Source organism: Niabella yanshanensis (assembly GCF_034424215.1).
GTDB lineage: Bacteria > Bacteroidota > Bacteroidia > Chitinophagales > Chitinophagaceae > Niabella > Niabella yanshanensis.
This window is the reverse complement of sequence record NZ_CP139960.1, coordinates 3,308,666-3,327,003: the sequence shown is the minus strand read 5'-3', so window position 1 is coordinate 3,327,003 and position 18,338 is coordinate 3,308,666. Positions and strand designations below refer to the sequence as shown.

Here is an 18,338-nt window from a genome sequence, read left to right as displayed (position 1 = left end):
ACCTGTTAACTCAAATAACTGAATCATGTACATCCATCAACACATTTGTATTTCGCCACAGCAAACCAACGGTGTTGTTGATTTGGAAATAATAAACTCTTCTCAGGATGGAAAGCTGCTGGCTATTGAGCCCCAGCTGCAGGGCGTTCCTCCATCTATGCTACGTCGCATGAGCAAGGCCGTGCGTATGGGCATGGGCGCAGGTTTACCCTTAATAAATGAAAAAAACATTGATGGAATTATTATTGGCACCGCTAATGGCGGTATGGAAGATTGTATCCGGTTTTTAAACCAGATCATTGATTATGATGAAGGACTGTTAACTCCCGCTAATTTTGTTCAAAGCACGCCCAATGCCATTGCGGGGCAGCTTAGCCTGATTACAAAGAACCGGACCTACAATGCTACGCATGTTCATAACGGCCTGGCCTTTGAAAATGCATTAACAGATGCCCGAATGAGCCTTTTGGAAAAACCGGGTACTCAATACCTGGTAGGGGGTGTAGATGAAATATCTTCCTATAACTATAATATAGATTACCTGGCCGGCTGGTACGATAAAACTAAATCCAACGACGACCTTTACAGCACGCATACGCCGGGTACCATTGCTGGAGAAGGTGCAGCAATGTTTATAATTAATGATATTGCTGATAACGCCTTTGGAAAGATAGAAGCCATCGACGCTTTCCAAAGCACGGATAAAGAGCAGGTGGAAGCCCGGTTTAAAAATTTTTTAGACAGTTATATCCCCGATACCAATCATACATTGTTGATTAGTGGAGAGAATGGAGACAGCCGGTTTTTGCCTGCTTATGCTACCTGCGAGTTTGCAATTGGATCTTCTATTCCGGTAGCCCGTTTCAAACATCTTACAGGAGAGTATCCTACCTCTTCCTCTTTTGCTTTATGGCTGGCCTGCCATGCATTCCATGAGCAAGGGCTGCCCGCTCATTTTTATAAAAATGAACATAACCTAACACAAATTGACCGGGCGATCCTTTACAATCAATACCAGGGAAAACAGCATAGTTTTATATTGGTTTCCAGGTAACTATATTTTAATATTTGCTTTGCATTTTAGATACCCCTCTTGATTTAATTTTGCTTGTTATCTTTTTTAACACCTAAACAAAAAATTCAATGCAAGCAAAACAACTGTTGCTGGCGGCCGCGCTACTCATTAGCATGGCTGGCTCTGCCCAAAAAATCAAAAAGACAAAAGGGGACTTTACACCCCTACAATCAGAAAAAAGCATCAACATCGAATTTAAATACGATGGTCTTGCTGTTGGCAAGTTTAAGAATGAGGAGGACTACGTAGCCAAAAAAACAGAAGAGTACAATAAAAAAGAAGCCGGCAAAGGCGATAAGTGGGCTACAGACTGGAAAGGAGACCGCTCAAGAGCTTACGAGCCCCAGTTCCTGGAACAGTTTGGAGAAAAAAGCGGTTTAAAAAATGAAAAAAATGCCAAGTATACACTGATCTTTCAAACGACTTTTATCGAACCAGGGTTTAACGTAGGCGCCTGGAGAAAGAATGCATATATTAACGGTACCGTTACTATTGTTGAAACCGCCAACCGTGACAATGTTGTTGCCGTAATCAATGTGGAAAACGCACCCGGCCGCGATGCAATGGGCGTTGATTTTGATACTGCCTGGCGTATTTCTGAAGCTTACGCCAAAGCGGGTAAATCTTTAGCCAATTTCATCTTTTAACAGAAAGCTTTTCGTCAGTTGTATTGGAAACCAATTCAGTCAAAGCTTTTTCTTCCAATATAATTCTTGATGGGCCAGCGGTTTTATTCTGCCATTTAATGAGGCGAATAAAACCGTTTTCTATTTCTATGCCCGTGATATCACCGTCCGAAAAACAGCAGCAGCCTGTGTTGAAATAGGTGGGCTTTATGGCAGTATAGTCTGCTTCCAAAGTATCAAACCTTTTTTGATAGGTTTTTACTTCTTCATTGATCTTGGCTACCAGGGCTTCATCTTTATGCGCCTCTGCAAACCGCATTTGTCTGTGTAACCGCTCAATATGAGTGAGCGATTCAAAAACCGGCTGATGGGTATGGCCGGTTATCAGCATCATATTTTTTTGAGTGGCGCTCCACTCGTACATTATTTCATTATGCAGCGTTTTCTTATACACATTATTGGAGGGTTCATTAGGATTGATGCGCAGGTAAGCCTGCAAGGGCGCCCAGATCCTGGCAATAAAAAACTTTGTAAACCAGTTACCATCGCTATTGGCATCGCCCTGATGACCATGGGTGCATAAGATATGTACCGGGCTACCATTTACCTCCGTTGTTAGAATAACACCTTCGTAAACCTTTACCTTTTGATTATAGATATTTTCCAACTCAAAAGACGCCAAAGGATCGTTAGCCCAATAAAGATCATGGTTGCCAAAAATTTTGACAAACGCTTTTTTTGAAAGAAACTTTCCTTCGAGCTCAAAAGATTTTTTATACGCTTTCTTCACCTGCCAGAAAAGATTCTCCCAAAGCTCTTCGCAGTCGCCCAGGTTGACGAGGCAAAAATTATTCTTTTCATAGTATTCAAGGGCAGAAAGGTAGCTGGCCTCGGCCACCGCAAAATCATCGGCACCATTACGGTTGCCTTTATGCTGATCGGAGAATATAATGAAGCGACCGTCAAAATCGGCCAATGGAATAACAGGTCCTTTTTTACCCGGCTCGCTGATAATATCCTCGTACAATTTGCTCAGTGCATTGTAAATTCTTTCCTTATCGGGTCGCGACGAAAACTTATCGGATAGCCACAATATGGGTTTTCTTAATAAGTATTGGAAGAATTTGCGCATGAAAGCAAATGTAATAACAGGCCACTATATTTTTACGGAGGAAACGGTGATGTTAGCAGAAACGAATTTACTAAGGAAACGAAAGCCTTTGAACACGCTACTAAAATACCGGGCCGTAACGCAGCTTTTTCTCATTACGGGAATAATTATCAGGATAGATAATATCATGAGCCGTCTCGTAACCCTCATTAGCCGCATCCATCAGGCGACGCTGCAGCCGCTTATTGCGCACTTTACACATTACTCCGGTTACAGTAGTTGCAGCAACACCTAATATCACTAATCCAATCAAGCTATATGTAGACTTCTTCATTCCAATAAAATTTTTCCAATATAAATATTTCAAAACGGGCCGTAACGCAATTCGTTTTTATAGGCAACGGGTATTGATTTATAGCAAATTATATACCGGCTTAGCATTATAACAAATTTACTTAAAAAAGTTTTTACCTCCTAACTAAAATAACATGTTTTTAATGCTTTTGTGTTGACCATTTCTTAAAATTAATAAACGGGATGGTCCCTCTTACCTGCTTCCCTTTTGGCTAAACAACCAGTTCATTAACCCTGGCTGGGCAAACGCAGGGTCCCAGCTGTTATGATTAGCTTCAGGAAATAATGTAAACTTAACACTCACTTTATTCTTTTTCATAGCGGCTACCATTTCTTCCGAGTACCTGGGTAATACTATATCATCTTTGCTTCCATGAAAGACCCACCATTTTGTTTTTTTAAGATTGGCCGCAGTGGCTGTGTCGGCTCCGCCACAAATGGGAATAGCAGCCGCAAAGGTTTTGGGCATACGATTTACCAATTCAAAAGTACCCATGCCACCCATGCTTAATCCCATTACATAAACCTGCCGCTGTTTGATGCCATACTTTGAGTTAAGCTCTTTTACCAACTCCATTACCAATTGCATCGGAACAGTAGGTGTGCCGCCATTGGTGAACTCAAATACCCGGTTAGTTCCATTGCCGGCTATCTTTACATTGCTCCAAAATGATTGCTGGCTGCATTGCGGAAAGACCACGATTGCCGGATACTTCAGCCTGTTTTCTTCTTTTATAAATAACGCTCCCCCATGCGCCAGCTGTTTCTCATTGTCATTACCTCTTTCTCCCGCTCCATGTAAAAAAATTACCAGCGGGTATTTTTTATCCTTTTCGTATCCTTCCGGTAATAAGAGCCTGTAAGGCAAAGTATCCTTATTTTGGATGTACCGGTGTTTTTCGTAAGACTCAAAACGCTGAGCGCGCAACTCTTTTATATGCAGGAATGATAAACCAATTACCAGCATCAACGATAAACTTGTTTTCATATGTTTTATTTTTGACTCATCGCCTGACTGAACTGATGATTTTTGAATAATAACCCTATGGCAAATTAAGCGGGATTTGTTATAAAAACGCTTTTATTTAGTGAATGTTATGTTCAATACCCGAATGCATTTATCTTTATGCCCCTTTATTAATACACTACTCGCCTAATAAAATTCTTATTTCATTAATAATATGCAACTACAACTACCCAAAGTAATTTCCGGAACCAGCTTATTGGGAAATCTTTACAAAGAAATGGCGCATGAGGACAAGCGGGAAATTGTAAATGCTTATATACAGGCTTCTACCGGGACCCCCCTTTTCGATAGCGCGGGTAAATACGGTGCGGGGTTGGCCCTGGAATCTCTGGGACAATGTTTGAAGGAGTTGGGGGTGCCTCAGAATAAGGTATTGATCAGTAATAAACTGGCCTGGGTAAGAAAGCCGCTTGTTACCCCTGAGCCTACTTTTGAAAAAGGGATATGGCATAATTTAAAGCATGATGCGGAACAGCAGATCAGCTACAATGGCATACTAAGATGCTTTGAAGAAGGAAATGAGTTACTGGGGAATTATGGCGCTCAACTGGTATCTGTTCACGATCCGGATGAGTACCTGGCTGCTGCTGCCGACGAGCGTGATTACCAAAAAAGATATGACGATATACTGGAAGCCTACAGGGCTTTAACCGATTTGAAAAATAAAGGTGTTGTTGCCGGAGTGGGTATTGGCGCCAAAGACTGGCGGTCGATTGAAAAAATAGCCAAAGACGTGCAGTTAGATTGGGTGATGATTGCTAACAGTTACACGATCTACCATCATCCCAAAGAGCTGGTTGATTTTGTGGCCAGCCTGCACCAGCAAAATATATCGGTGATCAACTCTGCCGTTTTTCATGGCGGCTTTTTAATGGGCAGCGACTATTTTAATTATATACAGCTAGATCGTAACAACCCTGAGCATCAGCATTACTACCTCTGGCGTGACCGGTTCAACCACTTATGTGCTGAATACAATATTGAGCCTCCCGCGGCAGCCATTTATTTTGGATTGCATGTTCCGGGTGTAAAAAGTATTGCCTTAAACAGCAGTAATCCTAAGAGAGTTCAACATAACATACAGATGGCGAACGCCGAAATCCCGGCTGCTTTCTGGCAGCAAATGAAAGAAGAGAACCTAATAGACAATAATTACCCGCATTTATAGAAGATGAAAACATTAGTATGCATATCACCCGGACAATTTGAGTATGGAGATATCCCCCAACCGGAATTACAGGCCAATCATGCATTGATCAAAATAAAAAGAATTGGTATCTGCGGCACCGACCTTCATGCTTACGAAGGCACGCAGCCCTTTTTTAACTATCCGCGCATCCTGGGTCATGAGCTTTCCGGCGAATTGGTTGATTTTGATAACGCTCCCGGCTTTGAAAAGGGAGAAGCGGTTTCAATAGTTCCTTATTTCAGCTGCGGTACCTGCATCGCCTGCCGCCGCGGCAAACCCAACTGCTGTACTGATATAAAAGTATTTGGCGTGCATATTGACGGTGGTATGAAAGAATATATTTCTGTACCCTCCCGGTATCTCTTACATGGAGAAGGCCTCAGCTTTGATGAACTGGCCCTGGTAGAACCCTTAGCCATTGGAGCACATGGGGTAAGACGTGCCGATGTTCAATCCGGCGATTATGTATTGGTTATAGGCGCCGGTCCGATTGGTTTGGGAACGATGGAGTTTGCACGCATAGCTGGCGCTAAAGTAATTGCCCTGGATGTAAATGAAGTTCGCCTGGATTTCTGCCGGAAGCACCTCAATGTACATGCTACGGTGAATGCGATGGACAGTAATGTAGCCGACCAGCTAAAAGAAATTACCGGAGGTGATATGCCCACAGCGGTAATCGATGCCACCGGTAACCTCCGTGCTATTAATAATGGTATTAATTACCTGGCACATGGCGGCAATTATGTATTGATCGGATTACAAAAGGAGCCTTTTTCTTTTAGTCACCCTGAGTTTCATAAAAGAGAAACCACATTGATGAGTAGCCGTAATGCAACACGTGAGGACTTTGAACATGTGATCAAAAGTATGAAGGCCGGCTTAGTGAATCCAAAGACTTATATAACACATACTGTGTCTTTTGACGAAGTAAAGGACAACTTCGAATCATGGCTTGATCCTAAAACAGGCGTTATTAAAGCAATGGTTCACCTGTAAAAGGCGACACACTATTGTCCCCCAGAGAGGCGTGGAGACAGGCTCCCCGGTGGAGTAGTTGAAGAAGATTACAATAAAATAACCTAGCTTTGGATCATGGGTATGATGGCAAGAAAAAAATCTGCAAAGAAGGAGCTTATTCTAACGACGGCAGCCGCAATGTTCCGCGAAAGAGGCTTTGCTGCCAGTTCCATGCGTGATTTGGCGGAGAAGATTGGCATAGAGGCCGCCAGTTTGTATAATCATATTCAGTCAAAGGCACAGATACTGGAAGAGATTGTAGATGGTGTGTCTGAAGAATGTAAGATTCATCTCGATAACCTGGAAAAATCAAACAGCACTTCACTCGAGAAGATCGAATCGCTGATTCGCTTTCATACCAAGATGATGATGAATCGTTTTGAAGAATACTCGGTAATGGTAAGCCAGTGGATGCATCTTGATGGCGATAAATTGGTACATTTTGCTACCAACCGCCGCGATTATGTAAAAAGAATGGAAGCCATTGTGGAAGCCGGAATTCAGAAAGGAGAGCTGAAGTCTTTAATGCCCTATGTGGTAGTATTAAATATTCTTTCTTCTGTTCGCGGATTAGAGTTCTGGCAAAGAAGCGCTAAAACGCATACCGCACAGGAAATGGAAGACAATATGGTGATCCACCTGATTGGCGGGATCAAAAAATAGTTGAGTCTTCTATCCGGCATTTATAAATTTGCCATTCATCTTCAAGTAAACAGCATCCCCGCTTTTAATAACCGCATTACAGGCGACCGTTTCTCCTTCTGCTTTATAATCAATCGTAATTACCAATACATTGGTTTGGGTAGGATCGATCATTTGTAAAAACTTGCAATTCCCCGCTTCTGAAAGAAAGAGGTTTTGCCCCGTAGCCCTTTCGAGCAGTTCTTTTACCATTTGCAACTGGCATACCCCCGGCAATACGGGTTGCCCCGGAAAATGTCCTTCGAATATTTTGTGCTGTGCATTTAAGGTCACCGACGCTACGGCTTTTTGTGCATCATTATCAAAAGAATCCAGTTTATAAAGATTTTCAATCAGCATAAGGTTGCAAATTTAGTAGTTTATCGAGTGGGGTAATCTCATAACCTTGTTGCTGTGCGTAAATGATAAAATCCGGCAAAACCTTTACGGTTATGAACATGGTGTCATGAAATAAATAGATAGCGCCCGGCTTCAGTGACTGTTTTAGTTTGTTAAGTAAGCCCTGGTGATCTTTTGCTACGGTATCCATCGATCGTACATTCCAGCCTATTGCCGTATAGCCCATGCGCTCAACGGCTTTTTTAAGATTGGGGTTGGTAACGCCATAAGGCGGCCGGAACCATTTTACGTTCAATCCTAATTCTTTTTCAAACAGGTTATGCGCCTGCTGCAGGTCTGCTTCCATTTTTTTTGATGAGAGCAGATCAAACCAAAAACTGTGGTTATAACTGTGCGACCCGATAATATGTCCCTGCTGATGCGCCTGCTTTAATAAATCAGCATGCGTTGCTGCATTTTTACCAATACAAAAGAAAGTGGCCTTTACTTTACAGGTTTCCAGTATGGACAGGATCTGAGGCGTGTGATTGTTTAAAGGTCCGTCGTCGAAGGTTAATGCTATTTTTTTTTCTGAAGTATCGGCACTGCAAATGGTTTTCATATAAAATTGCGAATGCACAAAGTAGCTGCCATAAAAAAGTAGTAGTGAGTAGGAAATAGCGAGTAGGGAATACATTATAACCGGAACATTATGTTGCAGCAGGTCCGACACAACAAACGCCGAAAGTAATACTCCAAAAACGATATTCGTATTTCTGAAAGTTAGCATGCCTTCAACAAATAAAGCGTTGGGTAACTCAACAGGTAGTTGTTATATACTAAAAGTTGCTTTACCCGCTTGTTGTTAAAATGACCTTGACCTATAATGTGTGTTGCCATCCATAAAGCAAATGCCGATGCGGTTGGATACTCGCCACAATACTGTTTAAAAGTGGTTAACTTGTCCTTCTCGAAAAGTTGCTCTAACTCCCTGTAATGTTTCCCTTCTGTAAGGTCCCCGTTATTCCCGGTGATCACCAGGTCAATGTCGGCCAGGGCAATACCCTTCTCTCTCAAAAAAGTATCGATAATGGTAACGGGCGGCTCAACCGATTTATAATGATTGGTAAATCCTGTTAGCTGAGCCTGCGCGTTTTGGGGATCTTTACTCACCACGAAAAAAGAAGCGCCGTCTCCCGCCATCGTACCTTTGCTATTACCTTGGGGTAATTGTAAGCTTTCTCCAGCCCGCTTGTATAGTCCAAAGCGCTTTAAAATAGCATGACTCTTTTCAGTAATTTCATCCGCAGCGCCCACCAATACGTTCTGAGCATCGCCTTCTTCCAATAAGGAGATAGCATCGGTTAAAGCCGCTTCAAAAGAAGCGCCTTTATGCACGTAGGTGTTATTATAATTATGGCACTTCAACATCAGCGCTATTTGCGCAGCAACGGTATTATGGGTAGATTGTATAAAAGCTGTTGGTGAAAGCAGGGTTTCTTTAAATTCTACCAGCCTTGTTAAAAACTGGTCAGTATCAGCCAGGCATCCATATGCGGTACCGGTTATTATAGCATCGGGCGATTGTACACCAGCATGAGCCAAAGCCTCAGAAGCCGCAGCAACACCCATTTTAATGATCCGGCTCATGCGTCGGATCAACTTCGCATCTACATATTGCATATAATCGGGCTCAACACAACTTAACTGATCGCCTGTGTAATTTAGCGGAGCCTCTGACATCTGCTCAAAAGAGACCTGGGGCGATACTACTTCTGCTGAAAGTATATATACAGGGTCGGTTACTTGTTGTATGATAGTACTATTGGCCATGAAATATTGATATCTGCGAATGTATATCAAAAAATGGTATCAACTCTCTCACCGGACCATTGGCCAATAGCTCCCGGGAGCGTTCAAAGTCAATAACTTTTTCCCGTTTTTCCTGCTTTCAAAAAACGGGAAGCATGTAATGCCGTATTTAACGATCTTATATAAGTTTTGAATGCTTTGTATTCTATTATGAATGAAAAATTTCATGTACTTTGAGAGACATACCAAATAAAACGACTTCTCAAATGAAAACAAGAAAATTTACGCTTTCAGAACAGGAAATCCCCGAGCAATGGTATAATATCGTTGCTGACATGCCCAACAAACCGCTGCCGCCTTTACATCCGGGAACAAAGGAACCAATCGGACCAGAAGCGCTGGCGCCCCTCTTTCCCCAGGAGTTAATAAAACAGGAAGTCTCCACTGAAAAATGGATCACCATTCCTGATGAGGTTAGAAATATTTACAGCCTGTGGCGTCCAACACCCTTGTACAGGGCTTACGAACTGGAAAAAGCATTGGATACCCCGGCAAAGATCTACTATAAGTATGAGGGAGTAAGTCCGGCAGGTTCTCACAAACCCAATACAGCTATTCCCCAGGCTTATTATAATATGAAAGAAGGCGTAAAGCGTATCACTACTGAAACCGGCGCCGGCCAGTGGGGAAGCGCCCTGAGCTTCGCCTGTAATATTTTTAATATCGAATGTGAAGTGTACATGGTAAAGCTCTCTTTTGAGCATAAGCCCTACCGAAAAATTATGATGAATACCTGGGGTGCGAATGTGATTCCCTCGCCCAGCAACCTTACAGAAGCCGGGCGTAAGATATTGGCCCAGGATCCTAATAGCCCGGGCTCGCTGGGTATTGCTATTTCTGAAGCAGTGGAAATGGCGGCTCAGCGCGAAGATACCAAGTATGCTTTAGGCAGTGTGCTGAATCATGTGCTATTACATCAAACAATTATTGGCCTGGAAGCACACAAACAACTGGAAAAAGCCGGGGACCTGCCTGACGTAGTGATCGCTCCTTTTGGTGGCGGGTCAAACTTTGCAGGCTTATCATTCCCTTTTTTAAGACTCAACCTGGAAGAAGGTAAAAAGATCCGCTGCATTGCCAGCGAACCTACGTCCTGTCCTAAATTAACCCGGGGCGTATTTCGCTATGATTTCGGTGACACCGTGGGTATGACACCCCTTCTGCCGATGTACACGCTGGGTCACAACTTTGTGCCGGCTCCTATTCATGCAGGCGGACTTCGCTATCATGGTGCAGGCGCTATTGTTAGCCAGCTTTTGAAAGACGGACTGATAGAAGCCTGCGCCCATGACAATCTGGAAGTATTTGAAGCCGGTATCAAATTCGCAAAAGCCGAAGGTATTATACCCGCTCCGGAAGCGACTCACGGTATTGCCACTGCTATAAAAGAAGCGGAGCGTTGCAAACGTGAAGGCAAAAGCGAAACCATCCTGTTTAATCTATGTGGTCACGGCAACTTCGACATGAAGGCCTACCAGGATTATTTCGAAGGAAAAATTGTACGGCATGAACTGACAGATGCTGATATCCAGAATTCATTGAAAGAGCTGGATACGCCTGTTATCGCATAATTACGGCCTGTTACAATTGATTAAAAAGCCTTCTGACAAGATTCAGAAGGCTTCGTTTAATGGTCAGGCGTCTTTAGTATTTGATGGGTGACCGCATCAGGAAAACATTATAAGGGTCCCATACCGACATTAAAAAATAAATGGCATCCTGATCCGCTGACAGCGGATGAATATAGGACCCATATAGTTTGGGGTATTTTCTTCCATGGGCGATGCGCCGGGGAGCGCTCCACTCACCGGTAAGATCGCTTGTATAGCGGGCACAGATCTCATATCTTTTTTCATTAAAATAGAGTAGTATCCATTTTCGGCTTTTTTTATGATAAATAAAAGAAAGCTCTCCTGTAGCATCATCAAATAAATTGGTAGCACTGGTCTCCCGGCCTTTGACCCATATATGCGCTGCACCATTCCAGAACTCATAAGCCTGCTGGTTTTCGATATCCTTTTCCTTAAACCGTGCCAGTCTTGGAGCCGATTGTCTGCCGGATTCGGTGCCGATCATATATACGTACCCGTCTTTTTTAAAATATCCCACCTGGCCAAAATTGCTGTTCGCATCAAACTTCACGCCCGACACAGGCTTCCAGCTCATACCCTTGTCTTTGGAGCGGTAGAGTGCAGAATAATTGGTACCCCAGTTAGAGCTGTTCCAATGCCGCACGTTCATATAATGCACATAGGCCGCTCCCTTGGCCTGTATTGCTCCTGTGGGTATAGAGGTCCAGTCTCCATTGCCCGATTTATCTTTGCGGCCAGGCACTATCTCTTTTGCATTTCCTATTGAATCCACGGCCATACCGTCAATGGTAAGCCCGTCCTCCAGATACAGATCTTTTGAAAAAGCCAGCACATTACATCTCCAATCGCTTTCTTTTACTATAGGCGGTTCAAAGTGATGTCGCCCATACGTGTCTCCAAAAAAAATTCCATACCTGCTTTTATCAATCTCCCAGATAATACCCAGATCGGTGCCTCCTACATTATAGGCTGTATGCGTGGAATTAGGATTTTTAAATGTCTCATGGGAAGGTGAAGCGCCTGTTACCCTGGCAATACAGGTAGCCGTGTCAAATAGTAGCGGCTGTGTAAAAGCTTCGTTTGCTGTTAGCAACAATAATAGCCCGATACTGTAATTCCCAATCATTTCATGTTCTGTTTTAATCGCCATCCTGCGTAACCAGCCAATTATCATCAACTGTTCTTCACCACCAAATTATCAACAACAATCCGGCCCTGCGCTACATTTACAACTGCCTTTTTATTTTTATATACCACATTACCAAATCCGGTGGCTGTGGCAATAAAGGAAACAAAGTCGCCAACTTTCGAATCAATAGTGAGTGTTTTGGTAACCGCATCATATCGTACTCCGGTCAACCCTTGTAGCAGCCCATAACTGGATAACGCCCTGGCATACCAATGCCCGCATTCGTATTCATTAAAGGGATTACGAACGGAGCCGTTGTAGCGTGCTCTGCAGGCCCTCACGATATCCAATCCTTTTTGTACTTCTCCCATTCTCATTAAATGTGACGCCGCCTGGTACTCGATCCCCGTCCACACTTCGTTACTGTAAACAAAGGGCAAAGAGAGTTTTCCTTCCTTTGGCCAGGTGCAAAGCAATAAGCCGCCGTCGTTACCAAGGGCAAAGCTGGGCCGTTGTGGGTTACTATGATCTGTCAAACTTTTTTTCAGGTTATATCGATGAACAGAGCGCAGGTGGCTTACTATCATCGAAGCATCTACCACATCCTCCAATCCACACATCACCGCCAGCCAGGAGCCCAGCACACCGTCAGACAAGCACCCCTTTCCATATTGGTATTTAGGACCTTCTTTCTTTAGTAAGGCTACGGCCTCCTGTGAATATTCCCCTCCGAAAGACTGAGCAGTGGCGGGGTTAGCCGCTTTTAAATGTTCATATTGGATATCCTGGATAAAGTATTCCCCGTTGAACAGTTTGGTTTCGAGATAGCTTTTCCCTTTCTGTAATAATTTTTCGTAGGTCGCTACCTCTTCCTTCAGGTATTTACCAGTAGTTATTATGGCATTTAATGCGCCCAGGTAAAAGGTAGTAGCAAAGCCGGTAGGTCCCCAAAATTCTATATCATAGGTATTATGATGCGGCTCTTCAATAACGCCTTTTCTATCCGGATCCCATGTTTTGATACAATAATCTAAGCTCTTTTTTACTTTAGGATACAGATTGCGCATCCACTGATCGTCTCCTGAAATTCTCCAGTCCCGGTATATTTTCATAATACCTCCTAACTGGCCGTCTACCGCCGAATGGAAATGATGGGTGGTTGGAGAGATGGGCAAATTGGAGCGGAACACCTGGTGCCCATCGGCATTCTGGTTCTCATTAAACTCTGTTTCCCGCAGCGACCGTTCCAATGCCGGAAACAAATGCGGAACGGCCTGCGCATAATTCCACACATGGGTACACGATCCGTGACAGCTCCCCCAGTTATCGCCGCATCCTTCCCAGGTCCAGAATCTGCCATCGTATTGCCTGAGTACCGTTGGAGATTTCAGAATGGTAAGATTGGCGGCCACCGCTTCTATTACTTCTGCGGGAAGCGTGCTATTGTAAAAAGCTTTTGTAAATAATTGAGTCTTTTTATACAGTTTTTCATAATTCGATTTCCAAAAATCAGCTACTTCATTAATATTGGAAAACCGGCTGCTATACCAGGGTTTATGAAACTGCAGAAGGGGGTCTTTTCCGATTTTCTCTTTAAACTGAGGATCCATCTCTCCGAATTGAAGTTTCGTATTGGGTACATACCAGCACATCAGCAGCTTAATAACTTTCTTTTCACCCGGCTTTAAACTAAACGGCACAAACAGGGATGCGCCCGGCGCATCCCTTTCTGCGGCAGGGTTGCCTGCAACAGCGCCGCTTTCCAGTTGATTCCATATCATGGTAAGTCCGTCAAACCAGCCACCCCTGAACCAGCAATGATCTACTGTTGTATCAGCGGCATCCGTAAATATGGCGAAGTCGCCCTGCCTTTCCGGAAATTTTTCAGAACCAGATGATGAAAGTATGAACCCGTTCTTTATTGGCTTTATCGAATTGATTACTTCTCCCTGGTGCATAAAGTTCCTGCTGTTATAGGAGAAGGTTCCCTCAACTGCCATTTTGCTTGTATTTTCAAAACTATATTCCAACCCCGCTATTGGCATACCCGATTGATCCTCGTCACCAGGAATAAACGGGCTCCAGGCTTTAATAGCGGCTTTTACAGGCAGGCTGTCATCACGCAGCGAAACGGTAGCAAAGGGAAACTGGGCTTCGAACGCAACATCCTTAAACCTCGCCAGGCCCCAGGTAGCGCCGCCTGTACCACCCAAACCCGCATCTCTCTGGCCAAACTTCTTCCAGGAAGGAACCGGACCTTCCAAAACCCTGGTGCCGTTAGCTATATTTTTTATATTCAATGCCGCAAACATGGCGGGCTCAAAAAACATCTCGGGGTTGTTTCTTACGGACATATGCGATATAGCACCTGTTCCTTCTATACAGAACATACCTGCGCCTGTTCCTCCCAACGGAAATGCTATTCTACTCAATCGATCTCCGTGGTAAACCCTGTCGCCCGTACCCGTTACAAGGTTCTGCTTTTTTTTACCGGATGACCCCGGATTTTCCGGCAGTGGTTGCAATACCGGGGTTGCCAATGCCGCAATACTACCGGCGCCCATTTTTTTTAAAAAAGATCTCCTGTTTGCCATGTTGTTGATTTTTGGCGTTGGTGAATAATCAGATCCTGCCTGCTCCCGCCCCGCTACTTATCGATGAAAATACCAGGTCCATATTTATCAAGTAATCTGTTGTAAGCTTCTGCTGCGGCTCCGTTACCCCAATCATAAATAGTGAACTCCCCGATACCTAACCCTGAGTCGTTGGTTTCTCCCCCATGACCATAATTTTCCATCATGAAACCATAGTCCTGCGGACCAAAGAAAGGCCATTTTGCCTGCCACTGTTTCATGGTTTGAAGGTTGAGTGGCGTATACATCATGGTAAAAGAAGCGCGCAATGCCGAAAGTCCTCTTTGTACATATTCAGCGCTCTTCAACAATTTTCCGTAATCGATTATCAATCCTGCAAAAAGACACTGACGCGAATCGTTCCACTCACCATCGGCATTCATTACCCCAAAGCCACCCAGCGTACGTATGGCCATATAAGGCGGTTGCCAGGTGGCCTGGTACATCAGCAATTCATCGAGTGTACGCCGGCCTTTTTGCAGATACGATCTGTTGCCGGTTGTCTTGTACATTTCTAATAGCGCTTCAGCAGTCCAGTAAATGCAAAAATTATTTTGCTTAAACATATTGTTGCGTGGTATCTTCTTACCCACCCAGTCCTGGCTTCCTACCCTGCTACAGGACCAATAAGTTTCAAAATCTTCCCACTGACCTACCGGAACAATCTGTTTAACAACTGCGTCCAACGCCTTCCCCGCGCTCGCCAGGTATTCTTTTTTACCGGTATGCTTAAACATCTTTAGCAAAAAGGTAACCGAGAGACTGGTTTCGGGCGACTGGTCCAAATAGCCCATGGGCTGGTAGGTATCCAGGCTCAGCCAGGCAGGAAAGAATCCTTTATTGTCCTGCAGCGCTACCAACGCATCTGCATAGTCCCGCGCATATTTTATTAGCCGTTCATCCTTTTCCAACTCTTCATACCAGACCATCATCCAGTAAGCCGTATAGCTCATATCAGCAATATGGTAAGGCGATTGCTTTGCGTCCCAGGTAAAAGGGTTACGGTTAGAGTTTCCAAAATATTTTGTGTCCCATCCTTTGGAACGGCGATACTTTTTCCCGCTTATAATTACCTCTTCCATTTCTGTTGCAATCACACTTTTAAAAAGTCCCCTGTGCTGCGGAAAAGAAAGAGCCAGCTCCTTTGTTTTTAAAGCAAGGTTTTGCAACGTGTCATTATGGGTTCGCTTCGCATACCGGTATAAGCCCTGTGCCGATCGTAAAGAGTTGAACCAGGCCTGGTTCCAGACAGAGCGGAACTCCCGTTCATCAACCGGCGCCTTATAATTGGGACTTTGCGTAACGTTTACGATAAATACGGGTGCGCCCACCTGTTTTCCGTTTAGCTCAAATTCCTGCCAGACAGCCGGCTTCCAACTGTTAAAGGCCCAGTTATAGGTCTGTTTCACGTAAGGCTCGAGATCGGCTCTATGCAGCGGCTCCCCGGTTTGGTAGAGCGGTGCGCCCCATTTACTCCACATCAGCTGCAACGGACGCCGCCAGGGATTTTGAATATCTTCACTTTTATCCGAAACCATTAAATAAAACCCAAGCTTTGCCTCGCCCGCCGGAAAAACAGCCCCTTTATCCCGTACATACAAAACATGTTCTTCTACCCTGCTTTTCGACATGCCCAGTTCCAGGTAATTTTTCGGAGCGTTCATATCCATGTACCACGGAACAGCATTTGTTTTTTTCAATAAATCCAGGTCCGGAACAACAACGAGAACCTTATTAGCATTCGATACCAGCATGGCTGGCGCCCTGAAAACATGTTGGGCTATGATGCTGTTTTCTTTTGGGGTAAGATGGGGTGCCCAGTGAAAGCCCGGAACAAATGCCGGCCTGATCTTTATGGCTACGCTATCCTGCGCCACCACACCCTTCAATTGCCATATTACAGAAACATATACCAGGTTTTTTGAGACGGTTTTAAACGAAATTTTTGGTTTAGCGCCATGAACTGTGCTGACATCTATGTTTTTTATAAAGGATTGCAGCTCTTTGGGTACGTTATTTACATTGTTGGCGCGCACTGTTTGAGTGAACAGCGATACTATCCATACAAGGAGAAGCCGGTTAATCATCAGCAAGATTTTTAAATACCTGTGTTCAAATAATACCGGGCAAGTGATCTGATCGTTTTATTACACCGGTAGCACCTGCAGCACAACAGAATCGTTGAACCCATCGGATACACATTTGCTCAACAAAGCTTAATCGATTAAGCAATGCGTTTTTAGTGGCCTTTGCTCGTTCATATAAACGATTGGGTGGACCAATCATTTATGCTAACCCTGAAGCAACACTTTTATTATTTCGTCACAGAGCTTCCCGATCTTGCGGGAATTACGCTCTTACTTTATGCCCGTTAACGGCGTAGTGTAAAATAAAGATAAACAGAGGAATGGGTACCAAAAAGCCTGTAGCCATTCCGTAAGTATCGGCTATCGCGCCCATCAGCAGTGGGAATACTGCACCGCCTGCAACCGACATAACAAGAAAAGCTGCTCCCCGCTTGGTTTGCGGACCAAGGCCCCTAATGGCCAAGGCAAAGATCGTGGGAAACATGATGGACATAAAAAAGAATACGCCATAAAGGGCTATAACGGACGGCCATCCAATTTCAGCTCCTATTACGGGCAATAAGAGACATACAGCCAGGGAATAAAATGCCAACAGTTTGGCGGGTTTAAAATATTTCATCATGGCACTGCCCGATATCCTCCCGATCATAAACAATGCAAAGCCAATTGATAAGAAATAAGGACCGTCTGCTACGTCAAAACGAGGCTCCATATGCATATCCTTATCATCTGTGAGAAAATTAATAAGGTAGCTGAAAACACCTGTTTGTGCTCCAACATAGCAGGCCTGCGCCATAACTCCTAATTTAAAATGACGATTTTGCCATAACGGTTTCTTGGTGATATATCTCGAATCGGAAGGGTCTGACACCTCTATTGCCTCCCCCGGAGCTGTTGAAGCATCATGAACACCGTGGGCAGCATTTTCATCTTCTTCGGTAATTTCAGGAAGCTTCAGACGTTTAAAGATAAATGCCACCAACAATACCGCCAGGCCAATCAGCGCAAAAGGCAACACAATAGACATCATTTTTTCGCCTTCTACATGGCTTCGGTTGCCGTAAATATAGATAGCAATCAATGGTCCAATCGTCCAGGCAAGACCATTAAAAGACTGGGAAAAATTGATCCTACGTTCAGCGGTTTCGGGTGGTCCCAGTTTTGTTGTATAAGGATTAGCTGCTGTTTCAAGCGTAGCGAGACCACAGCCGATGATGAGCAGGCAAAGCAAAAACAATACGAAAGACTGCGCCGGAGCGGTAGCCGCCGCTATCAAAGCTCCGCAGGCAAAAAGAAGCAGCCCAAATATAACGCCCTTCTTATACCCATACTTTTTCATGAATAAGCCAGCCGGTATGGCCATAGCTGCATAAGCGCCATATAAATGAAACTGTATTAAGCTTGATTGCCATTTTTTTAAATGCAGCATATCCTGGAAGTTCTTATCCAATGCATCAAGCAACCCGTGCGCTATACCCCAAAGAAAAAACAACGCACTGATAGCCGCAAAGGGAGCAGCATAGTTAACACCGTCTTTGACAAAAAGCGATTTTTTAGTACTCATATTGAATTACGTAAGATTGTATGAACGTTTTATTGGCTGACA

At 44.0% G+C, this 18,338-nt stretch carries 16 protein-coding genes; 6 read left to right on the top strand and 10 right to left on the bottom strand.

The window, feature by feature from the left end; genetic code table 11:
* Positions 1-25: 25 nt before the first annotated feature.
* Together U0035_RS13880 and U0035_RS13875 are read left to right on the top strand one after the other, a co-directional pair.
* Positions 26-1,054, top strand: a complete 1,029-nt coding sequence (locus U0035_RS13880) for a beta-ketoacyl synthase chain length factor (protein WP_114790366.1) — start codon at positions 26-28, stop codon at positions 1,052-1,054.
* Between the two features lie 89 nt (positions 1,055-1,143).
* On the top strand, positions 1,144-1,722 hold the full coding sequence (locus U0035_RS13875; RefSeq protein WP_245957685.1) for a hypothetical protein: 579 nt from the start codon (positions 1,144-1,146) through the stop codon (positions 1,720-1,722).
* Here U0035_RS13875 and U0035_RS13870 read toward each other — a convergent pair.
* From U0035_RS13870 to U0035_RS13860, 3 genes are all read right to left on the bottom strand, one after another.
* A complete protein-coding gene (locus tag U0035_RS13870; protein ID WP_114790365.1) occupies positions 1,712-2,833 on the bottom strand; it encodes a metallophosphoesterase in 1,122 nt (373 codons plus the stop codon). The genes U0035_RS13875 and U0035_RS13870 overlap by 11 nt on opposite strands.
* Before the next feature lie 100 nt (positions 2,834-2,933).
* Positions 2,934-3,146: a hypothetical protein gene (locus tag U0035_RS13865; RefSeq protein WP_114790364.1), complete on the bottom strand. Its 213-nt coding sequence runs from the start codon at positions 3,144-3,146 to the stop codon at positions 2,934-2,936.
* A 213-nt stretch (positions 3,147-3,359) separates the two neighbouring features.
* Complete coding sequence (locus tag U0035_RS13860; RefSeq protein WP_114790363.1) at positions 3,360-4,154, bottom strand: carboxylesterase family protein; 795 nt, start codon at positions 4,152-4,154, stop codon at positions 3,360-3,362.
* Positions 4,155-4,347: 193 nt separating this feature from the next.
* Here U0035_RS13860 and U0035_RS13855 point away from each other — a divergent pair, with 193 nt between their 5' ends.
* The 3 genes from U0035_RS13855 to U0035_RS13845 all read left to right on the top strand — a co-directional run bounded on the left by U0035_RS13855 (position 4,348) and on the right by U0035_RS13845 (position 7,062).
* Entirely contained in the window at positions 4,348-5,361 is a 1,014-nt protein-coding gene (locus tag U0035_RS13855) for an aldo/keto reductase (protein ID WP_114790362.1), read from the top strand.
* A gap of 3 nt (positions 5,362-5,364) precedes the next feature.
* The gene (locus tag U0035_RS13850) at positions 5,365-6,378 is read left to right on the top strand and encodes a zinc-binding alcohol dehydrogenase family protein (RefSeq protein ID WP_114790361.1); all 1,014 of its coding nucleotides are present in this window, start codon (positions 5,365-5,367) and stop codon (positions 6,376-6,378) included.
* 102 nt (positions 6,379-6,480) lie between these two features.
* Positions 6,481-7,062, top strand: coding sequence for a TetR/AcrR family transcriptional regulator (locus U0035_RS13845; protein ID WP_245957684.1), 582 nt, complete (start codon positions 6,481-6,483; stop codon positions 7,060-7,062).
* A gap of 9 nt (positions 7,063-7,071) precedes the next feature.
* Here the strand turns inward: U0035_RS13845 and U0035_RS13840 are convergent, their stop codons facing one another.
* Genes U0035_RS13840 through U0035_RS13830 form a run of 3 tightly spaced genes read right to left on the bottom strand, consistent with a single transcriptional unit; the run spans position 7,072 to position 9,252 of the window.
* On the bottom strand, positions 7,072-7,440 hold the full coding sequence (locus tag U0035_RS13840) for an ApeI family dehydratase (protein ID WP_114790359.1): 369 nt from the start codon (positions 7,438-7,440) through the stop codon (positions 7,072-7,074).
* Positions 7,430-8,209 (bottom strand): polysaccharide deacetylase family protein, encoded by a 780-nt coding sequence (locus tag U0035_RS13835; protein ID WP_114790358.1) that lies wholly within the window; start codon positions 8,207-8,209, stop codon positions 7,430-7,432. Before U0035_RS13835 ends, U0035_RS13840 begins: the two co-directional genes overlap by 11 nt.
* Complete coding sequence (locus U0035_RS13830; RefSeq protein WP_114790357.1) at positions 8,203-9,252, bottom strand: beta-ketoacyl synthase N-terminal-like domain-containing protein; 1,050 nt, start codon at positions 9,250-9,252, stop codon at positions 8,203-8,205. The genes U0035_RS13835 and U0035_RS13830 overlap by 7 nt, the downstream gene beginning before the upstream one ends.
* Positions 9,253-9,497: 245 nt before the next feature.
* Here U0035_RS13830 and U0035_RS13825 point away from each other — a divergent pair, with 245 nt between their 5' ends.
* Positions 9,498-10,862 (top strand): TrpB-like pyridoxal phosphate-dependent enzyme, encoded by a 1,365-nt coding sequence (locus tag U0035_RS13825; protein ID WP_114790356.1) that lies wholly within the window; start codon positions 9,498-9,500, stop codon positions 10,860-10,862.
* A gap of 73 nt (positions 10,863-10,935) precedes the next feature.
* Here U0035_RS13825 and U0035_RS13820 read toward each other — a convergent pair whose 3' ends face one another.
* From U0035_RS13820 to U0035_RS13805, 4 genes are all read right to left on the bottom strand, one after another.
* Positions 10,936-12,009 carry a glycoside hydrolase family 183 protein gene (locus U0035_RS13820; protein ID WP_162817813.1) on the bottom strand — a complete coding sequence of 358 codons (1,074 nt, stop codon included), beginning with the start codon at positions 12,007-12,009 and terminating at the stop codon, positions 10,936-10,938.
* A gap of 47 nt (positions 12,010-12,056) precedes the next feature.
* Positions 12,057-14,606: a GH116 family glycosyl hydrolase gene (locus tag U0035_RS13815; protein ID WP_245957683.1), complete on the bottom strand. Its 2,550-nt coding sequence runs from the start codon at positions 14,604-14,606 to the stop codon at positions 12,057-12,059.
* A gap of 53 nt (positions 14,607-14,659) precedes the next feature.
* On the bottom strand, positions 14,660-16,732 hold the full coding sequence (locus tag U0035_RS13810; protein ID WP_114790354.1) for a glycoside hydrolase family protein: 2,073 nt from the start codon (positions 16,730-16,732) through the stop codon (positions 14,660-14,662).
* A gap of 262 nt (positions 16,733-16,994) precedes the next feature.
* Positions 16,995-18,296: a sugar MFS transporter gene (locus U0035_RS13805; protein WP_114790353.1), complete on the bottom strand. Its 1,302-nt coding sequence runs from the start codon at positions 18,294-18,296 to the stop codon at positions 16,995-16,997.
* Between the last annotated feature and the right edge of the window lie 42 nt (positions 18,297-18,338).

What these genes read in the sequence shown, in the direction of transcription:
- U0035_RS13855 (WP_114790362.1), top strand. Translation starts at nt 4,348, where the DNA reads ATGCAACTACAACTACCCAAAGTAATTTCCGGAACCAGCTTATTGGGA.
- U0035_RS13875 (WP_245957685.1), top strand. Translation starts at nt 1,144, where the DNA reads ATGCAAGCAAAACAACTGTTGCTGGCGGCCGCGCTACTCATTAGCATG.
- U0035_RS13805 (WP_114790353.1), bottom strand. Translation starts at nt 18,296, where the DNA reads ATGAGTACTAAAAAATCGCTTTTTGTCAAAGACGGTGTTAACTATGCT.
- U0035_RS13870 (WP_114790365.1), bottom strand. Translation starts at nt 2,833, where the DNA reads ATGCGCAAATTCTTCCAATACTTATTAAGAAAACCCATATTGTGGCTA.
- U0035_RS13825 (WP_114790356.1), top strand. Translation starts at nt 9,498, where the DNA reads ATGAAAACAAGAAAATTTACGCTTTCAGAACAGGAAATCCCCGAGCAA.
- U0035_RS13845 (WP_245957684.1), top strand. Translation starts at nt 6,481, where the DNA reads ATGATGGCAAGAAAAAAATCTGCAAAGAAGGAGCTTATTCTAACGACG.
- U0035_RS13835 (WP_114790358.1), bottom strand. Translation starts at nt 8,209, where the DNA reads ATGCTAACTTTCAGAAATACGAATATCGTTTTTGGAGTATTACTTTCG.
- U0035_RS13820 (WP_162817813.1), bottom strand. Translation starts at nt 12,009, where the DNA reads ATGATTGGGAATTACAGTATCGGGCTATTATTGTTGCTAACAGCAAAC.
- U0035_RS13810 (WP_114790354.1), bottom strand. Translation starts at nt 16,732, where the DNA reads ATGATTAACCGGCTTCTCCTTGTATGGATAGTATCGCTGTTCACTCAA.
- U0035_RS13865 (WP_114790364.1), bottom strand. Translation starts at nt 3,146, where the DNA reads ATGAAGAAGTCTACATATAGCTTGATTGGATTAGTGATATTAGGTGTT.
- U0035_RS13830 (WP_114790357.1), bottom strand. Translation starts at nt 9,252, where the DNA reads ATGGCCAATAGTACTATCATACAACAAGTAACCGACCCTGTATATATA.
- U0035_RS13815 (WP_245957683.1), bottom strand. Translation starts at nt 14,606, where the DNA reads ATGGCAAACAGGAGATCTTTTTTAAAAAAAATGGGCGCCGGTAGTATT.
- U0035_RS13860 (WP_114790363.1), bottom strand. Translation starts at nt 4,154, where the DNA reads ATGAAAACAAGTTTATCGTTGATGCTGGTAATTGGTTTATCATTCCTG.
- U0035_RS13840 (WP_114790359.1), bottom strand. Translation starts at nt 7,440, where the DNA reads ATGCTGATTGAAAATCTTTATAAACTGGATTCTTTTGATAATGATGCA.
- U0035_RS13880 (WP_114790366.1), top strand. Translation starts at nt 26, where the DNA reads ATGTACATCCATCAACACATTTGTATTTCGCCACAGCAAACCAACGGT.
- U0035_RS13850 (WP_114790361.1), top strand. Translation starts at nt 5,365, where the DNA reads ATGAAAACATTAGTATGCATATCACCCGGACAATTTGAGTATGGAGAT.